Source organism: Streptomyces sp. R41 (assembly GCF_041053055.1).
In the GTDB taxonomy this organism is placed as follows: domain Bacteria; phylum Actinomycetota; class Actinomycetes; order Streptomycetales; family Streptomycetaceae; genus Streptomyces.
Genome location: NZ_CP163443.1, coordinates 4,410,980 through 4,427,848, shown reverse-complemented (window position 1 = coordinate 4,427,848; position 16,869 = coordinate 4,410,980). Strand labels below are relative to the sequence as shown.

The window sequence follows — 16,869 nt, the reverse complement described above, 5'->3', positions numbered from 1 at the left end:
GTGGGCGGGCCGGGCCGATCGCGCTGCTCGCGCCGGCGAGGGTGTGGTCGCGGCGTTCGCCCGGCGCGGTCACAGGTCGCCCAGCGCGCGTCGCAGGTCCTCCGGTTCGCGGTAGTGGACCGCTTGCATGCCGAGCGCGGCCGCGGCCTCCACGTTCTCCAGGGTGTCGTCGACGAAGAGACAGCGGTCGGCGGGGACGCCGGCCCGTTCGACGGCGATGTCGAAGATGCGCGGGTCGGGCTTGGCGATCCCGACCCGCGCGCTGCTGACGACGTCGTCGGCGAGATCCGTCAGACCCAGCGCCTCGAGGTCCTCCTCCAGTTGGACGGAGGCGTTGGAGACGAGGACCAGGCGTATCCGGGCGGCGCGGGCTCGGCGCAGCAGCGTCACGACCCTCTCGTCGGCGTGGAAGGGGGAGTCGACGAGAGCGTCGGCCAGCTCGAAGGCCGTGACCTCGGGCACGAGCCCGGTCAGGCCGCGCGCGACCGACCACGCCCATTCGTTCGGCGTGATCCGGCCGACCAGCAGCGGCAGCACCGTCTCCGGCGCGAAGGCCACCTTCATGACGGTTCCCTCGGCCAGCCCGGCGGCACTCTCCAACACGGTCACGGGGGACGAGTCGTAGATCCGGATCACGTTGTCGATGTCGCAGAGCACCGCGCCGAAGGGCGGTCTGCCGGATGGCGGGTGCGGGGAGAGCGTCATGGGGAACACCCTGACACCCGCTCCCGTCGGGTCACCGGCCGGGGCTCAGTCCACGCGGGAGGCTGCCGGGGCGTCCGAGGCGGAAGCCGTACGGCGTGACGGTACGCGCCCCGCCTTCACCGATCGGAGTATCGGGGGCGGACTCCTGGAGGGATTTCGGGGCCTTTTGTCGCTTTGGTGGTGAGGCATACGTAGCGGATTGTTCACGTCCGCTCGATGGCGCGGGGCGTCCGAGGGGCGTACCACGGAAGGGCAGCACACGGGGCCCGGCCCGGGCCCCGCCACCCCAAGGAGGAGCCATGACCCAGCCCGGAACCATGACCGCGATGACCAAGGAGATGCAGGACTGCGTCGAGGCGTGCATGTCCTGCCACAGCGTGTGCGAGGAGACCATGAGCTCCTGCATGCAGATGGGCGGCCAGGCCCAGATGCAGATCATGCGCGCGCTCATGGACTGCTCCGAGATGACCCGCATGTGCGCCGACATGATGATGCGCAGGTCGCCCATGTCGGCCGAGATGTGCGCTCTGTGCGCCAAGGCGTGCGACATGTGCGCCGAGGCGTGTATGTCCATGCCGGACGACCCCCAGATGATGCGCTGCGCCGAGTCCTGTCGCCGCTGCGCGGAGATGTGCCGCACGATGACGGGCGCCAGGATGTGACTTTGCCCGACCCGGCTCGCCCCGCCGGGCAGTCGGCATGACACAGCCCCCGGAAGAGTTCCGGGGGCTGTGTCATGTTCCAGGAGGTGGCAGGGGCGTCAGTTGCCGCTCACCGTCACCTTCTCGTCGTTCTTCAATTCGCTCACCAGCTCCTTCACCTTGGTCTTGTCCCAGACGAGGTTGCCGCCGGAGGAGCCGGAGATCGGCATGTTCATCGACTTGCCGTCGCCGCCCGTGACGCCCTTCATGGCCCAGAACATGTCGCCGAGGTCCCACAGGCTCATGTCCTTGTCGACGGTGAGACTGTCGAGACCCGCGCTCATGGTCGGGTACAGCTTGAAGGGGTTCAGGACCGTCGAGGGGGTCGCGACCTGGTGGGCCAGGGCCGACAGGAACTTCTGCTGGTTCTTCGTGCGCTCCAGGTCCGACGCCGCGAAGGCGTGGCGGGTGCGGACGAAAGCCAGCGCCTGCTCGCCGTTCAGCGTCTGCTTGCCCGCCTTGAAGTCGGCCCCGGAATACTTGTCCTTGAAGCCCTTGTCGAGGGTCATCTCGACGCCGCCGACCGCGTCGACGATGTTCGCGAAGCCGGCGAAGCCGATCTCGACGTAGTGGTCGATGCGCAGACCGGTGTTGTACTCGACGGTCCGGACGAGCAGTTCGGGCCCGTCCTCCGCGTACGCCGCGTTCAGCTTCACGTGCCGGCCCGTGCCCTTGTACGTCTTGCCGGAGTCGGACCCCACGAACGTGGGGATCTCGACGTCAGAGTCGCGCGGCAGCGATATCAGCGTGGAGCCGTTGTCCCCGGTGTGCAGGATCATCATCGAGTCCGTGCGCTTGCCCTCGGCGGACCCGGTGTGCAGCTTCTTCTTCTCCTCGGCGGACATGCCGGCGCGGCTGTCGGAACCGACGATCAGGTAGTTCGTGCCCTCGCCGGTCGCGGGCCGGTCGATGACCTTCGAGAGATCAACGTCACGGTGGAGCTTGGAGTCGGCCCAGAAGTACGTGGTGACGGAGACCACGACCAGCAGCGTGACCAGCGTGATCGCGGTCCACTTGATCCGGCGCCGCCAGTTCGGGCGCGCACGGTAGCTCTGGTAGTCCGGGTCGGGATCGTTGTCGTTGGGCACGAAGCCGCCGCCGCCGTGGCCGCCGCCGTAGACCTGGCCCGTGTTGTAGCCGGAGTCGTACCCGTTGTCGTATCCGTCGTCGTACCCCTGCCCGTCGACGTACGACGGCTGCTGCGGCACGCCGTTGCCGTACGGCGGCGCGGACTGGCCCGGGCCGGGTGCGCCCGGCCCTCGGCGGACCTGCCGCATGACGCGCGCGCCCTCAGGCTGTGCGCCTGCGCTGCCGCGTCCATAGCGGTTGCTGCGGTTGTCTCCGGACCACCCGTCGGGCCAATCGTTCATGCCGACCAGTGTGCAGGGCACCACTGTGTGGCTTACAAGGGAGTGGGGAGATCTGGGTCACGCCTGTTGCAGAGCTGATGCAAAGCGGGCCTTGCGCGGCCCGGCATATGGTGGACGCCATGACAGACCAGGCCCCCACCCCGGAATCCGATATTCCGGGCAAGCCGACCTCCGCGTCCCGGACCACCCTCAGCCACATCATGAGCCACAACGACACCAACCTTCTGGGAACGGTGCACGGTGGAGTGATCATGAAGCTCGTCGACGACGCGGCGGGCGCGGTGGCCGGGCGGCACTCCGGCGGGCCCGCCGTCACCGCCTCCATGGACGAGATGGCCTTCCTGGAACCGGTCCGCGTAGGCGACCTCGTCCATGTGAAGGCTCAGGTCAACTGGACCGGACGTACCTCCATGGAGGTCGGCGTCCGCGTTCTCGCCGAGCGTTGGAACGAGTCCACGCCGCCCCAGCAGGTCGGCTCGGCCTATCTCGTCTTCGCCGCCGTCGACGCCGACGGCAAGCCCCGTCGCGTCCCGCCGGTCCTCCCGGAGACCGAGCGCGACGAGCGCCGCTACCAGGAGGCCCAGATCCGCCGCACTCACCGGCTGGCCCGCCGCCGCGCGATCATGGACCTTCGCGAGAAGCGCGCCGCGGAGGGTCTCGACGACTAGGCCGGTGCACCGGGCCGGCTTCTGGGACTGGCTCTGCGAGGGCCGACTTCTACGGCCGACATCCAGGGATACGGAGACCTCGCCCCCGAGGACTGGTCACGGGCACATCACCTGATCCCCCGTCACCGCCCCGAACTCCCCCTGATACGGATCCTCCGCTCGCACCCGCCTGACCTGCTTGAAGTCCGCTCCGGCGGTCACCTTCAACATCGGTCCCTGCCTCTTGACCGCGCGCAGCTCCGCGCCGGGCAGCGCGGCCGCGAGGGACTTCGCCGAGCGGTCCCAGCGGGGGTCGTACGAGATGACGGTCCGTCGGACGGTCGGGTCCACCGCGCTGGTGGGCCGGTGCGTCGTACGGAACCCGACGGCGGCGAGCGCGCTGTCGACGCGCCTGCCGAGGCCCGCCGTGGTCGTCCCGTTCTCGACCTGGACCTGGATCTGCTGCGGGGCCACGTCGACACGCAGGGACTTGGGCCGCGCCTTGTGCACCGCGAGCGGCTTGTCGTCGCGCAGCGCCTGGAAGAGCTTCGCCGACTTGGCGGGGTCCCACTTCAGCGTCGAACCGATGCCCTTCACGACGTATCCCATCTGCCCGATCGGCACGGTCGTGAACTCGGACGAGGAGGGTGAGAAGTTCCGCATGGCCCGCCCGAGGTCCAGCAGCTCGTCCGTGCCGAACTCCTCGTCCGCGCGGACCGAGCCGAGCACGGCCCGGGTGACGTCGCGGAACTTGATCGGGTTCATCAGCACCCCGGACGAGGTGGCGCGCCCGACCAGCGCCGCCAGGAAACGCTGCTGGCGCTGCATCCGGCCGAGGTCGGAGGCCCCGTCGACATGCCGGGCACGTACGTACTGGAGCGCCTGGCCGCCGCCCAGCAGGTGCGAGCCCGCCGCCAGGTCGAGACCGGTGTACGAGTCCTTCAGGGGCTGTGAGGTGCAGATCTCCACGCCGCCGAGCACGTCCACCGTCTTCATGAAGCTGGTGAAGTCGACCTCCAGATAGTGGTCGATCTTGACGTGGGTCATGTTCTCGACGGTGCGCACGGTCAGGTTCGGGCCGCCCTCCGCGTACGCCGCGTTGAGCTTGATCGGGTGGGGGCCGTGCCGCGCGCCGGTGGTCTCGTCGGTGTGCGCGGGCGTCTCGGCGTACGAGTCGCGCGGCAGGCTGACGATGCTGGCCCGCTCCCGGTCCTCCGAGATGTGCACGATCATGATCGTGTCGGTGCAGTGGCAGGGCGCGCCGCCCAGCCGGTACTTCCGCCGCTCCTCCTCCGTGATCTTGTCCCGGCCGTCGGTGCCGACCAGCAGCACATTCATGCCGTGGCCGGCCTCGGGACGGTTCTTCATGTCCTTGAAGGGGTCGACCCGGGCGATGTCCGCGTCCAGGCTGGTGACCACCGCGTGCCCGATGCCCGCCGAGGCGAGGACCACCACTGAGATGGTCGTCACCACCCGCATGGCCCAGCGCGGCTTCTTGCGCCGTACGGGCGGCCGTACGGGGGGCCGCCGCGAGCGGGACGGCTGCGGGTGGCGCTGAGGGCGCGCCGGGGAGCGGGGCGGGCTGGGCAAGGGGGACACCTCCGCGTAGGCCGGGCGTGGGGATCCGTGAGCACCGTAGGCCCATACGATCTGCGGCCCGGGCCGTAGGCCGGGCGGCGCGCGCCCCTGTCCCCCATTCGCGGTAACGTGGCGCCCGATGAGCGAGAAGTCTGACGTGCGGCCCCCCGCCGTTTCTGTGATCATGCCCGTCCTCGACGAGGAGCGGCATCTGCGCGGGGCCGTCCAAGCGATCCTGGCGCAGCAGTACGACGGCGAGATGGAGGTCGTGATCGCCATCGGTCCCTCCACGGACCGTACGGAGGAGATCGCCGCCGAGCTCGTACGTGAGGACCCCCGGGTCCACACCGTCCCGAACCCGACCGGGCGCACCCCCGCCGCGCTGAACGCCGCGATCAAGGCGTCCCGGCACCCCATCGTCGTACGCGTCGACGGGCACGGCATGCTCTCGCCGAACTACATCGCGACCGCCGTGCGCCTCCTGCAGGAGACCGGTGCGCAGAACGTCGGCGGCGTCATGCACGCCGAGGGCGAGAACGACTGGGAGCACGCGGTCGCCGCCGCGATGACCTCGAAGATAGGGGTCGGGAACGCCGCGTTCCACACGGGCGGTGAGGCCGGGCCCGCCGAGACCGTGTACCTCGGGGTCTTCCGCCGCGAAGCCCTGGAGCAGCAGGGCGGCTACAACGAGGAGTTCATCCGCGCCCAGGACTGGGAGCTGAACTTCCGGATCCGGGAGGCGGGCGGGCTCATCTGGTTCTCGCCCGAGCTGCGCGTGTCGTACCGGCCGCGGCCCTCCGTCAAGGCCCTCGCCAAGCAGTACAAGGACTACGGGCGCTGGCGGCACGTCGTCGCCCGCTACCACGAGGGCTCCATCAACCTGCGCTACCTCGCCCCGCCGACCGCCGTGTGCGCGATCGCGGCGGGCGTGGTCGTGGGTGCGGCGCTGACGCCCTGGGGATTCCTGATCCCCGGCGGCTACCTCGCGGCCATCGCGCTCGGCTCGCTGCCGGCCGGCAAGGGGCTGCCGCTGAAGGCGCGCCTCCAGATCCCCGTCGCCCTCGCCACGATGCACATGTCGTGGGGCTTCGGCTTCCTCACCAGCCCGAAGGCGCTGGCCAAGAAGGTCATCGCGTCCCGGCGCCCGGCGGTGCTCAGCTCCAACTGAGCCTCCACGCATACGAGTTGGGCCCCTCTCGAAGCCGAGAGGGGCCCAACTCGTATGCGCTTGCCGCTAGGACCAGGTGTAGTCCGGGTCGACGTGCATGCACGCACCGGTGTCCGAGCCCTTGTCCAGCTTCGCGGACGCCGGCGTCGAGTCGTCGTCCTCGGGTGCCTTGTACGTCGTGCCGTCCCGCCAGTCGGCGCCGACGACCAGCGTGATGCCGGAGACGCTCGTCGACTTCTCCACCGCACTCGTCGGAATGCCGAGGGACTTGGCGACCCGCTGGGCGTCGCCCTCCAGATCGGCGCTGGGATAGCGGATGACCGTCGTGTCCTCGGCGGTAGCCGTCGTCGTGTCGGCCTTCGCCTCGGTGAAGCCCTTGCCGACGAGCAACTGGGTCACGGTGCTCGCGCGCCCGCCGACCGGGGCCAGTGTGGACGTGCGCGTGCCGTTCTGCACGATCACGCCGATCTTGTCGTCGGCGGCGGCCGGGTCGGACGACGTCTTCTCCGTGGTCGTCTTCTTCTTGTCCTTGCCGTCCAGTGCGATGTCCTCGCGCAGCAGCCGCCAGACCTTCGCCGCGTCCGTCGGCTTGGGCAGCACCCGGTTGCCGTCGGAGGAGTACACCCACGGCATGGTGGTCATGGTGATGCGCTTCGTCGGGACCTTTTTCAGCTCTTTGCTGAGGTCGTAGAGCTTGGTCACCGTGCCCAGGCCGTCGTCGACGGTCACCGCGTTGGTGGCCGTCTCGGCGAGCTTGCGCAGCTTGTTGGGGTTGCTGAGCGTGGCGTTCTCGCGCAGCTGGCGGACCATCGAGTTCATGTACTGGTGCTGGGCCTTGGTCCGGCCTATGTCGCTGCCGTCCTCGAAGCCGTACCGCGTGCGCAGCCACTGCAGGGCCTGCTTGCCCTTGATGGACGTCGTGCCCTTCTCGAGCTTCAGGCCGGAGCCGTGGCCGGTGGAGGTGTGCGAGTAGATGTTGGCGTCCACACAGACCGGGACACCGCCGATGGCGTCCGCCATGGACACCACACCCGCGAAGTCGACCATGATGAAGTGGTCGATGTGGATGTCGGTCAGCTTCTCCCAGGTGGCAACCGTGCAGCCGGGACCACCGCGGCCCAGCGAGTCGTTCGTCATCGTGAGCGAGGTGCTCGCCGCGTACGTCTTCCCCGTGTCCGGGTCGGTGCACTTGGGTATCTGCAGCAGCGTGTCGCGCGGCATGCTGACCACCGACATGTTGGAGCGGTCCGCCGAGACGTGCAGCAGCATCTGGACGTCCGCGCGCGCCGGCGTGTCGAAGGTGTCCTTGGCGCCGCCGAGCTTCTGGTTCTCCGCGGAGTCCCGGGCGTCCGAACCGATCAGCAGGATGTTCAGCGGGGTCTGGCCCGCGGCGTTCGGTTTGGACTTGGCGGCGCGGTCCTTCTCGTCGCCGATGTTCAGGTCCTTCTTTTTGATGTTGCCGTTCAGGTGCTGGTAGTAGAGATAACCGGCACCGGCGGTGCCGAGTATCAGGACCGCCAGGACCGTCGCCGACCAGCGCAGGATGCGGCGTCTGCGACGCGGGCGCCCCCCGCCCCCGTGCCGGCGCCCACCGCCGCCGCCGTGCCGGCTGTGGCCGCGCGGCTTGAGCGGCATTGTGTCGTCGGCCGTCCGGTCTCCATCGCCGTCGGCCGTCCGAACGGAACCGCCGTCGGTCCGGTGAACCGGATCGCCGTTCTCGTCGTACGGACTGTCGTCCCAGCCCAGTCCACCGGCTCCACCGGCTCCACCTGCACCGCCGGCTCGCCGGACGCGTGGTCGCGCTCCCTCCCCACGCACACTGCTCTGCGCCATCTCCCTGCCCCTCCCCACCCTGCGCCTGACAAACGGGTCCGTCCCACGTCCTGTCGGACGCTTGGCACGCCCGACCGGACGCACCTCGCGTCCTGTTAGACGCCTGACGGACCCGTTAGGTCATCAGCTGGCGCACACCGTCTTGTCCGCCGTGGACTTCTCGACGTCCGGCGCCTTCGTCGGAGTGGTCATCGACACCCCGGCGCCCTTGAAGTCCTTGCCCAGGGTCAGCACGATCGCGGGCAGACCCTGTGAGTTCTTCTCGCTCTTGCCAGGCTTCATCGCAGAAGCGGACAGCCCCATGAGGTCCGCCAGTTTGCGCGCCTGATCAGCCTGGTCGGGAGAGTACTCCAGGGTCGTCTTGCTGAGTGTTTCATCAGCGTTTCCGAGCTGGCTGGACTTGAGCACGCCCTCACTATTCTGCAGCCAGTTAAGAGTTTCCTGTGCGGAGCCGGCGTCGGCACCGCCGTTGTAGATGTCGACGCGGATGTCGGAGGCGGCGGAGCGGGAGCCCTTGAGGCGGGCGGCCACCGCCGCCTTCTCCTTCTTCTCCTTCTGCTTCACCGCGGTGAAGGACACGTCGTTCTTGATCGCGTCGAAGACCGCCTGGGACGTCGTCGGGTTGACGACGACCGTCGCATGGACCTTCTCGGCGGGGTTGTCGATGACCGGCACGGTGGTGAAGGTGATGTTCTTCGTCGGCACCTTCTTCAGCTCCAGGGCCATGTCCTTGAGCGTGCTGACCCTCCCTATCCCCTTGTCCACGGTCAGCGCCTTGGTGGCGGCCTCGGCCAGATTGATCAGCTTGGTGGGGCTGGTGAGGGTGTCGCTGGAGCTCATCTTGCGCATCAGGGAGGCAAGGAACTGCTGCTGCACCTTGATGCGGTCGAGGTCGCCCTGGTTGCCGAAGCTGTGCCGGGTGCGCACGAAGGCCAGCGCCTGCTCACCCTCGATCGTGTGCTTGCCCTTCGAGAGCTTGAGGTGCGAGTCGGGGTCGTTGACGTCCTTGGCGAGACAGACGTCGACGCCGCCCACCGCGGACGTCAGCGTCTTCACCGCGTTGAAGTCGACCATCATGAAGTGGTCCGGTGCGATGCCGGTGACTTCCTTGACCGTGAGCATGGTGCAGCCCGGGTTGCGGCCGTACTGCCCGAGGCTCGTGTTGAAGCGCACGTTCTGCGTGCCCGAGATGACCTTTTCGCTGCCGTCGGCCTGCTTGGTCGGGCAGTCCGGGACGTTGACGATCAGGTCGCGCGGAATGCTCATCGCGGTCGCGTTCGTACGGTCCTTGGAGACGTGCAGCAGGATGTTGGTGTCGGCGTGCCCGACGCTGTTCTTGTCGCCGTAGCCCTCGTTGCCCTTGCCGGTGCGCTTGTCGGTGCCGATGATCAGGACGTTGAAGGCCTCGTCCTTGCTGAAGCCGTTCTTGCCCGCGCTGCCGATGTCCGTCGTGTTGACGTTGCCCTCGAGGTGCTTGAGGTAGGCGTAGCCGGCGGCCGAGACGGCGATCAGCACAAAGGCCATCGTGCCGCCGGTCCACAGCAGTATCTTCTTCGCCTTCGACTTCTTCGGCTTCGTACGCCCCCGCCGCCGCCCGGGAACGGGCTCCGGCGGTTCCGTACGACGGCGGCGCTGCCCCGGCACATCCGCGCCGGGTGCCTCACGACCCCGGCCCGGCGCCGTACGGCTACGCGCTCCCGCGGGAACACCGTCACCTCTTCGCGGCCTGGGCACCCCCGACTGCGGTGCGGAAGGGGTCAGTCGCAGTTCGTATTCGCCGGTGTTCGGGTTGAGCACCCACTGGTCTGCGGGGTCGATGTTGTCCGCCCGCCCACGGCCTTGCGCGTCCACGGTTGTCTGAATCCTCCGTCGGGGCCACGCGGCGCCTTTCCCCCCTCTAAAGGCGCTCGGGTCTCGGTCAAGCAGTGCGCGACCCCCAGGACTGACCTCGTGGCCGGGTGCACCGGATCGCTCACACTATCCGCCCAGTTCAGCGAAGAGCGACGGCGGTGACAAATTCCACGTCCCTACAACTGGGCAATCCGCCCCATTTCTCGGAGACTTCTTAGCGCGGCAGTTCCCCACCTTGGTGTGCGCTTTACTCGCAGGCGTCCTCGGCCGCCGTGTTCCCCCGGAAAGTCGGCGCCGGATCAGGGGTGTCGGCCGGTGCGCCGGGCCGCTTTCCGCTCGACTTCTCGTCGTCGGACGACTCCTCTTCGTAGTCGTGCGAGGAGGGCGAGGAGGATGCGGAGCCGCTCTTGACGCCGGAATCCATCGGCTTTGCGGCGGAATCCTCCGGAAGGTTCTTCGAGACCGCCACCGGCTCGTCCGAACGCAGCCGTGTGAAGAGTTGTGTCGCCGCGGGCTCCACGAGCTGGTCGCGGTTGGCGTTGTGGACGTACGGCGTCCGGGGCACCGTCAGGAACTGCACACGTTCCGTGGGGATGTTGCGCATGCCGCGCACCAGGTCGTACAACCCGCGCAGGCTCGCCAGACCCGGGTCCGTGGTGAGTGACGAGGTGGCCGCGTCGAGCACGGGATAGAGCTTCGTCGGGTTGAGCAGTACGTCGTTGCTCTGCACCTTGTTGACGAGTGCGCCGAGGAACCGTTGCTGACGGTCCATCCGGTCGGTGTCGCTGCCGTCGCCGATGCTCTTGCGGGCGCGGACGTAGCCGAGGGCCTGTTCGCCGTTGAGCACGACCTTGCCCGCGGGCAGCTTCAGCTTGGCGGCCTTGTCGTCGATGGGCTCCTTCAGGCAGACCTCGACGCCGTCCACGGCATCGACCATGTCCTTGAAGCCATGGAAGTCGACGACCATGTGGTGGTCGACGCGGACGTTCGTGAGCTTCTCGACGGTCCGGATCGTGCAGGCCGAGCCGCCCGTCTGGAAGGCGGAGTTGAACATCGCGAACGTCGGCCGGGTGCGCGTGCCGTCCGGGCGCCGGCAGCTCGGCACGTCCACCATCAGATCGCGGGGCAGCGAGACGGCGGTCGCGCTGTGCCGGTCCGCCGCGAGATGCAGCAGGATCGTGGTGTCGGACCGCTCGGTCCCGGAGTCCCGCCCGTATTTCCGGTTCCCGTCCCCCGAGCGCGAGTCCGATCCGATCAGCAGGATGTTCTGGGCGTCGTGCACCAGCGAGGTGGGCCGCTCCTTCTCGTAGCGGGCCAGCTCGGCGGCGGCGCCGTCGTCCGACGTGATGTTCGCGTTCAGCTTCTCGTAGGCCGCCCAGCCCACCCCTACGACGCCGAGCACCACGCCCGCGACACCTGTCGCCGTGTAGCGCAGCCAGCGCCGCCGCCGACGTATGAGACCGGCCCCGGTGGGCGACGCTCCCAGCCCCGGCCCTTCCGGCCGTCCGGAGAGCGTGCCTGCGGTGTCGGTCACGAGCGGATCCACCCCTCATGGCGTACGAACATGTCGCGCTGCGGTGCTCTTACGACCATGGCTCGGGGCGGGGGAGGGGGGCGGGCGGTGATGGGCCGAATGGGGGACGAGCGCCCGTCAGGGGCGCGGGGCTGTGACGTATGGGGCTGCGCCGCGTGGGCGCGACCAGTCACGCACGGCCCGCAGCCGTCGGACGGCCTGGTCAGGGCCGCGGGGCTGTGACGTATGGGGCTGCGCCGTGTGGGCGCGACCAGTCACGCACGGCCCGCAGCCGTCGGACGGCCTGGTCAGGGCCGCGGGGCTGTGACGTATGGGGCTGCGCCGTGTGGGCGCGACCAGTCACGCACGGCCCGCAGCCGTCGGACGGCCTGGTCAGGGGCGCGGGGCTGTGACGTATGGGGCTGCGCCGTGTGGGCGCGACCAGCCACAGACGGCCTGCACCCGACAGACGGCCTCCCCGGACCATCGTCAGCGAGCCGTAGCCGTCACCCGCTCACTCTCGATCCGCTTGGCGACCGCGTCCTCACCGAGCTGCTCCAGATGGCGGCACAACACCACGGACCCTCCGGTCGCGAGCGGTGCGTACAACCCGGCGCTGAGCCCCTCCCACGTGTCGTACGCAAGCGCCGACAGGATCCGCGAGCCCGGCCCGGTCAGGTCGAGCGCGGGCGCCTCCGAACGGGCCATCTCGACCACCTCCGCGCTCGTGTACTCGGCCCCGGCGACGATCAGCGCGGGCTCTTCCGGGTCCACCGGCCCGTACGGCACGAAGCGGTCGCCCTGGGACGGCACCTCGACGGCGTAGTCGGCGTACCCGGCGGGCGGCGTCGGGAAGCGACGCCCGAGCGGTGCGAGCGAGAGGGCGACGCGCTCCCCGGAGCAGGCGAGCCCGGCCTCGAACTGCCCGGGCCCGGCGACGACGTGGTCCGCCGCGCCCGGGTCGCCCCCGACATCCGCGACGACGCCGACCGAGGAACACGCGAGCAGCCACACCGCCGTCTGCCAGTGCGCGGGCAGCAGCAGCGCGACCCGTTCGCCGGGCTCGGCGGACAACTCGCCCTGGAGCAGATTGGCGGTCTTGGCCACCCAATTGGCGAAGGTGGCCACGGACAATTCGACGCGTTCGCCCGTGGCGTCGTCGTAGAAGGTCACCAGGGGGCGCGCGGGGTCCGCGGCGAGCGCGGATCGCAGCAGGTCGGCAGGGGTGCGGTCGGTGGCGTTCACGCGCGCAAGCGTACGCGGGGGCGGATCGCGGGGCGGTCTGTCCGCGCCACCGGTTCGGACGAGCGTGCCCGACGGTCCGTCAAATCCCCGATGGACAGATATGTATGACTATGTCCACGATCGGGGGCATGCGTGGATTTCTTGTTTCCTCGGTCGGCGCCACTTGCGCGGCCGCACTCGCTCTTCCGCTGGCCCTGCCCGCCCCGGCGCACGCCGGGCAACCGGTGCTGACGTCCGAACCGGCCGCCCCCGGCAGCACCCAGTCCCTGCCGCTCACCCCGCTCGACGACGAGCGCGACCTCGGCCCCGCCGCATCCGAACAAGGGCTCACCCCACGGAACGTACGGCCGTTCTCGCTGGTCGGCGTCATCTGGGACAACCCGGACCGTGAGCTGCACGGCCGCGTCCAGGTCCGTACCCGTGCGGTCGGGACCGGCCACTGGTCCGGCTGGCAGGACGTCGAGACGCACAACCACGAGCACGCGGCCGACCCGGACACCGCCGAGGGCGCATCGCGCCGGGTGCACGGCTCCACGGCGCCGCTGTGGGTGGGCAACTCGGACGGCGTCGAGGTACGCGTCCAGGCGGAGAAGCCGGAGGGGGACGAACGGGCGACGGCCCCCGGCGACTCACCGCTCCCCAGGGGGCTCCACCTCGAACTCGTCGATCCCGGCGCGGAACTCCCGCGCGAGGGCGCGCAGACGGGCGGCGCACGCGAGGGCGCTCCGGTAGCGGATCCGGCCCCGGTGACGCACGTGGGCGCCCTGACCGCGGTCGCTTCCACGGCCGCCTCGACCGCGGTCGCTTCCGCGGGCGCCCTGGCCGCGGTTGCTTCAGCCGGCGACCTGACCGCGGACGCTTCCGTGCACGCCCCGCACGCGGGCGCCCCCATGGACGACACGGACGCTCCAGCCGTCGCCCCGTCCGCGAAGGACGCCGCCGCGTCCTCCGCCAACGCCGAGCTCGCGCCCCTCGGCGCCGGGGAGGAGATTCCCGCACTCTCCCAGCAGGAGACGGAGCGCGAATTCGTCGCCGCGAACGGGGGCGACGAGCGCGTGAAGCCGTACATCGGCCCACGCCCGCGCATCATCACGCGCCGCGGCTGGGGCGCGAACGAGAGCCTGCGCGAACGCGGCTTCGTCTACACGAAGAAGGTCAAGGCGGCCTTCGTGCACCACACGGCGTCGGGCAACAACTACAGCTGCTCCCAAGCCCCTTCGGTCATCCGCAGTATCTACCGCTACCACGTGGTGAGCAGTGGCTGGCGCGACATCGGCTACAACTTCCTCGTCGACAAGTGCGGAAACATCTACGAAGGCCGCGCCGGGGGCGTGACGAAGCCCGTCATGGGTGCCCACACCCTCGGTTTCAACAGCAACAGCATGGGGATCGCCGTCCTCGGCAGCTTCGCCAAGACGAAGCCTTCCGGTGCCGCGGTCACAGCCATCGCGCGGCTCACGGCATGGAAACTCGGCCTCTACGGAGCGAATCCGCGTGGCAAGACATACCTGAAGTCCGGCGGTGGCAATCTCTACCGAAAAGGAAAGAACGTACGACTGAACGTGATCTCCGGCCATCGCGACGGGTTCGCAACGGAGTGCCCAGGAAGACTCCTGTACGGCAAGCTCGGCACGGCCCGCCAAGCGGCGGCCCGCTACCAGGGCAGGTAGGAGCGGGCGGGGGCCGACCGGGGGCAGCGGAGATCACCTGACGTCGACACAGGGCCATCGAGGGACACCGCGCGGCCATCGAAGGCGCCATCGAACGGTCTGCATACACTGGCCGGCCGAAACACAGTTCGGCCGGTCCCGGCAGGAAGCAGAGACGACAGGTGACAGAAGCGATCCTCCTGGTCGGCGGCAGAGGCACCCGGCTGCGCCCCCTCACGGTGCACACACCGAAGCCCATGGTCCCGGCGGCCGGGGTCCCGTTCCTCACCCACCAGCTGGCGCGAGCGAGGGCGGCGGGCGTCGAGCACATCGTCCTGGCGACCTCCTACCTGGCCGAGGTATTCGAGCCGTACTTCGGCGACGGCTCCTCGCTGGGCCTGCGCATCGAGTACGTCACCGAGGAGGAACCCCTCGGCACGGGCGGCGCCATCCGCAATGTGGCGTCGCGACTCCACTCGGGCCCCGACGACCCCGTACTGATCTTCAACGGCGACATCCTCACCGGCCTGGACATCCGGGCGCTGGTGGCGACCCACGAGACGACCGGTGCGGACGTCTCCCTCCACCTCACCCGTGTCGAGGACCCGCGCGCGTACGGGCTGGTCCCCACGGACGCGACCGGCCGCGTAACGGCCTTCCTGGAGAAGCCCCAAACCCCCGAGGAGATCGTCACCGACCAGATCAACGCGGGCGCGTACGTCTTCCGCCGCTCGGTCATCGACACGATCCCCGAGGGCCGCCCGGTCTCGGTGGAACGCGAAACCTTCCCCGACCTGCTCGCCACCGGCGCCCATCTCCAGGGCATGGTCGACTCCACCTACTGGCTGGACCTGGGCACCCCCCAGGCCTTCGTACGCGGCTCCGCGGACCTCGTCCTCGGCCGCGCACCCTCCCCGGCCGTCCCCGGCCGCTGCGGCGACCGCCTGATCCTGCCCACCGCCACGGTCGCCCCCGACGCGAAACTCACCGGCGGCACGGTGGTCGGCGAGGGCGCCCATGTCGGCGAGGGCGCCCGCATCTCGGGCAGCACGATCCTCGAGGGCGCCGTCGTCGAACCCGGCGCCGTCATCACCGACTCCCTCGTCGGCGCCCGCGCCCGCATCGGCGAACGCTCACTCCTCACCGGCGCGGTCATCGGAGACGGCGCGACGATCGGCCCGGACAACGAACTCCGCTCCGGCGTACGGGTGTGGTGCGACGCCCGAATCCCCGGGGGCGCGATCCGCTTCTCTTCGGACCAGTAGGCGAGGCTGGGCGGCGGTTCCGGCCGGGGCCGAAAACTCGGCCCCGGCCGGCAGTCCTTCAGCGCGTCCGGCGTGTGAGGACGAGAGCGAAGCGCGATACGGGGGTCTGAGGGGCGGAGCCCCCAGGTACGGGACGGGCAGGGGCGGAGGGGGCGAGAACCGCTCGGCGCTCAGCCCGGACGGCGGCGCCCGACTACAGCCGTCCGATGTCCCCCCGAGGCATCTTCGGCACCCTCCGCGGCGGCGTACGCCCCGACAGCAGAATCAACCGAGCCGCCCGATGCCGCTGCCCCGCATACGGCTCCAGCAGCGAAAGCATCACGGAGTCGTCCGCATCCCGGTCCCCCGCCAGGGCATACCCCACGATGCCGGGAAGATGAAGATCACCCACGGTCACCGAATCCGCCGCCCCATGACTCCGCTGCACAACCTCCGCAGAGGTCCAGGGCCCCACCCCGGACACCACCTCGAGCCGAGCCTGAGCCCGCACGGGATCGAACCCCACCGCCTCCTCGAGCCGCGCTGCAACCCGCACGGCCCGAAGAATCGTAGAAGCCCGCTTGTTGTCGACCCCGGCCCGATGCCACTCCCAGGACGGGATCAACGCCCACGTCCGCGGCGCGGGCATGACGTACATCCGCTCCGGCGCGGGCCCGGGCGCCGGCTCCCCGAACTTCCGTACGAGCAGCCGCCACGCCCGATACGCCTCATCCGTGGTGACCTTCTGCTCCAGCACCGACGGAATCAGCGACTCCAGCACGAGCCCGGTCCGCGTCAGCCGCAACCCCGGCCGCCGATGCCGCGCGAGAGCGACAAGCCGGTGCCGAGGTTCGAAGACGTCGGGATCGTCGGACGCACCGAGCAGTTCGGGAAGTTGATGGAGCAGCCACTCGGCCCCCGGCCCCCATGCCTCGCCGCGAGCCACCCCGCCCCGCAGCGCGACCCGCAGGGTCCCGGGCCCGGCAGGCGTACGGCTGGTCCGCCACACGGCCCCGTCCGGCGTCGCCCGGAACGTCGGATCGCCGGGCCCGCGCCGCAGCGGCCCGAGCACGAGCCCGAGGTCGAGCGGCCCCGAGGGCGTCCACGTACGACTGCGCCCGGGCACGGCCGCCTGCCGCGGCACCCCACCACCGGGCACGACGACATGCCCGCCGCGCACAGTCGTACGCGTCGGCCGAGGAGCGAAACGTCCAGCCATGAATGAGGTCCTAGATGCGCCAGGGATGCCTTACGAGGGTAGGCGCTCCAGTCACCCGACACGCAGAAGTCGCCACTCACAAGACAGCGCACCGTGAGATGCCGGTCTCGCCGAAGCGCTCCGCAAGGTGCTGCACAACGCTGGTG

13 protein-coding genes are annotated in these 16,869 nt (G+C 69.8%); 5 read left to right on the top strand and 8 right to left on the bottom strand.

Annotated elements, in window-relative coordinates; translation table 11 throughout:
- Positions 1-69: 69 nt before the first annotated feature.
- Positions 70-705: an HAD-IA family hydrolase gene (locus AB5J53_RS20265; protein ID WP_369247065.1), complete on the bottom strand. Its 636-nt coding sequence runs from the start codon at positions 703-705 to the stop codon at positions 70-72.
- A gap of 299 nt (positions 706-1,004) precedes the next feature.
- Between AB5J53_RS20265 and AB5J53_RS20260 the strand changes: the two genes are divergently transcribed.
- On the top strand, positions 1,005-1,367 hold the full coding sequence (locus AB5J53_RS20260) for a four-helix bundle copper-binding protein (protein WP_369247064.1): 363 nt from the start codon (positions 1,005-1,007) through the stop codon (positions 1,365-1,367).
- Between the two features lie 98 nt (positions 1,368-1,465).
- Here AB5J53_RS20260 and AB5J53_RS20255 read toward each other — a convergent pair whose 3' ends face one another.
- Positions 1,466-2,776, bottom strand: coding sequence for an LCP family protein (locus AB5J53_RS20255; RefSeq protein WP_369247063.1), 1,311 nt, complete (start codon positions 2,774-2,776; stop codon positions 1,466-1,468).
- Positions 2,777-2,895: 119 nt separating this feature from the next.
- Between AB5J53_RS20255 and AB5J53_RS20250 the strand changes: the two genes are divergently transcribed.
- Positions 2,896-3,444 carry an acyl-CoA thioesterase gene (locus AB5J53_RS20250; RefSeq protein ID WP_369247062.1) on the top strand — a complete coding sequence of 183 codons (549 nt, stop codon included), beginning with the start codon at positions 2,896-2,898 and terminating at the stop codon, positions 3,442-3,444.
- A gap of 96 nt (positions 3,445-3,540) precedes the next feature.
- Here the strand turns inward: AB5J53_RS20250 and AB5J53_RS20245 are convergent, their stop codons facing one another.
- Entirely contained in the window at positions 3,541-4,902 is a 1,362-nt protein-coding gene (locus AB5J53_RS20245) for an LCP family protein (RefSeq protein ID WP_369252350.1), read from the bottom strand.
- A gap of 238 nt (positions 4,903-5,140) precedes the next feature.
- Here AB5J53_RS20245 and AB5J53_RS20240 point away from each other — a divergent pair, with 238 nt between their 5' ends.
- Positions 5,141-6,169 (top strand): glycosyltransferase family 2 protein, encoded by a 1,029-nt coding sequence (locus tag AB5J53_RS20240; protein WP_369247061.1) that lies wholly within the window; start codon positions 5,141-5,143, stop codon positions 6,167-6,169.
- A 66-nt stretch (positions 6,170-6,235) separates the two neighbouring features.
- On the opposite strand, the gene AB5J53_RS20235 is transcribed toward AB5J53_RS20240, so the two are convergent.
- The 4 genes from AB5J53_RS20235 to AB5J53_RS20220 all read right to left on the bottom strand — a co-directional run bounded on the left by AB5J53_RS20235 (position 6,236) and on the right by AB5J53_RS20220 (position 12,611).
- Positions 6,236-8,002, bottom strand: a complete 1,767-nt coding sequence (locus tag AB5J53_RS20235) for an LCP family protein (RefSeq protein ID WP_369247060.1) — start codon at positions 8,000-8,002, stop codon at positions 6,236-6,238.
- A gap of 123 nt (positions 8,003-8,125) precedes the next feature.
- Positions 8,126-9,853 (bottom strand): LCP family protein, encoded by a 1,728-nt coding sequence (locus tag AB5J53_RS20230; protein WP_369247059.1) that lies wholly within the window; start codon positions 9,851-9,853, stop codon positions 8,126-8,128.
- Positions 9,854-10,100: 247 nt separating this feature from the next.
- The gene (locus AB5J53_RS20225) at positions 10,101-11,387 is read right to left on the bottom strand and encodes an LCP family protein (RefSeq protein ID WP_369247058.1); all 1,287 of its coding nucleotides are present in this window, start codon (positions 11,385-11,387) and stop codon (positions 10,101-10,103) included.
- 468 nt (positions 11,388-11,855) lie between these two features.
- Positions 11,856-12,611 carry a TIGR03089 family protein gene (locus AB5J53_RS20220; RefSeq protein WP_369247057.1) on the bottom strand — a complete coding sequence of 252 codons (756 nt, stop codon included), beginning with the start codon at positions 12,609-12,611 and terminating at the stop codon, positions 11,856-11,858.
- Between the two features lie 128 nt (positions 12,612-12,739).
- Here AB5J53_RS20220 and AB5J53_RS20215 point away from each other — a divergent pair, with 128 nt between their 5' ends.
- Entirely contained in the window at positions 12,740-14,281 is a 1,542-nt protein-coding gene (locus AB5J53_RS20215) for a peptidoglycan recognition protein (protein ID WP_369247056.1), read from the top strand.
- Between the two features lie 161 nt (positions 14,282-14,442).
- Positions 14,443-15,525, top strand: coding sequence for a sugar phosphate nucleotidyltransferase (locus tag AB5J53_RS20210; RefSeq protein WP_369247055.1), 1,083 nt, complete (start codon positions 14,443-14,445; stop codon positions 15,523-15,525).
- A gap of 193 nt (positions 15,526-15,718) precedes the next feature.
- Here AB5J53_RS20210 and AB5J53_RS20205 read toward each other — a convergent pair whose 3' ends face one another.
- Positions 15,719-16,723 carry a DNA-3-methyladenine glycosylase gene (locus tag AB5J53_RS20205; RefSeq protein WP_369247054.1) on the bottom strand — a complete coding sequence of 335 codons (1,005 nt, stop codon included), beginning with the start codon at positions 16,721-16,723 and terminating at the stop codon, positions 15,719-15,721.
- Positions 16,724-16,869: the final 146 nt, after the last annotated feature.

Excerpts from the sequence above, each read along its gene's own strand:
- AB5J53_RS20265 (WP_369247065.1), bottom strand. The coding sequence starts at position 705 with ATGACGCTCTCCCCGCACCCGCCATCCGGCAGACCGCCCTTCGGCGCG.
- AB5J53_RS20260 (WP_369247064.1), top strand. The coding sequence starts at position 1,005 with ATGACCCAGCCCGGAACCATGACCGCGATGACCAAGGAGATGCAGGAC.
- AB5J53_RS20255 (WP_369247063.1), bottom strand. The coding sequence starts at position 2,776 with ATGAACGATTGGCCCGACGGGTGGTCCGGAGACAACCGCAGCAACCGC.
- AB5J53_RS20250 (WP_369247062.1), top strand. The coding sequence starts at position 2,896 with ATGACAGACCAGGCCCCCACCCCGGAATCCGATATTCCGGGCAAGCCG.
- AB5J53_RS20245 (WP_369252350.1), bottom strand. The coding sequence starts at position 4,902 with ATGCGGGTGGTGACGACCATCTCAGTGGTGGTCCTCGCCTCGGCGGGC.
- AB5J53_RS20240 (WP_369247061.1), top strand. The coding sequence starts at position 5,141 with ATGAGCGAGAAGTCTGACGTGCGGCCCCCCGCCGTTTCTGTGATCATG.
- AB5J53_RS20235 (WP_369247060.1), bottom strand. The coding sequence starts at position 8,002 with ATGGCGCAGAGCAGTGTGCGTGGGGAGGGAGCGCGACCACGCGTCCGG.
- AB5J53_RS20215 (WP_369247056.1), top strand. The coding sequence starts at position 12,740 with ATGCGTGGATTTCTTGTTTCCTCGGTCGGCGCCACTTGCGCGGCCGCA.
- AB5J53_RS20205 (WP_369247054.1), bottom strand. The coding sequence starts at position 16,723 with ATGGCTGGACGTTTCGCTCCTCGGCCGACGCGTACGACTGTGCGCGGC.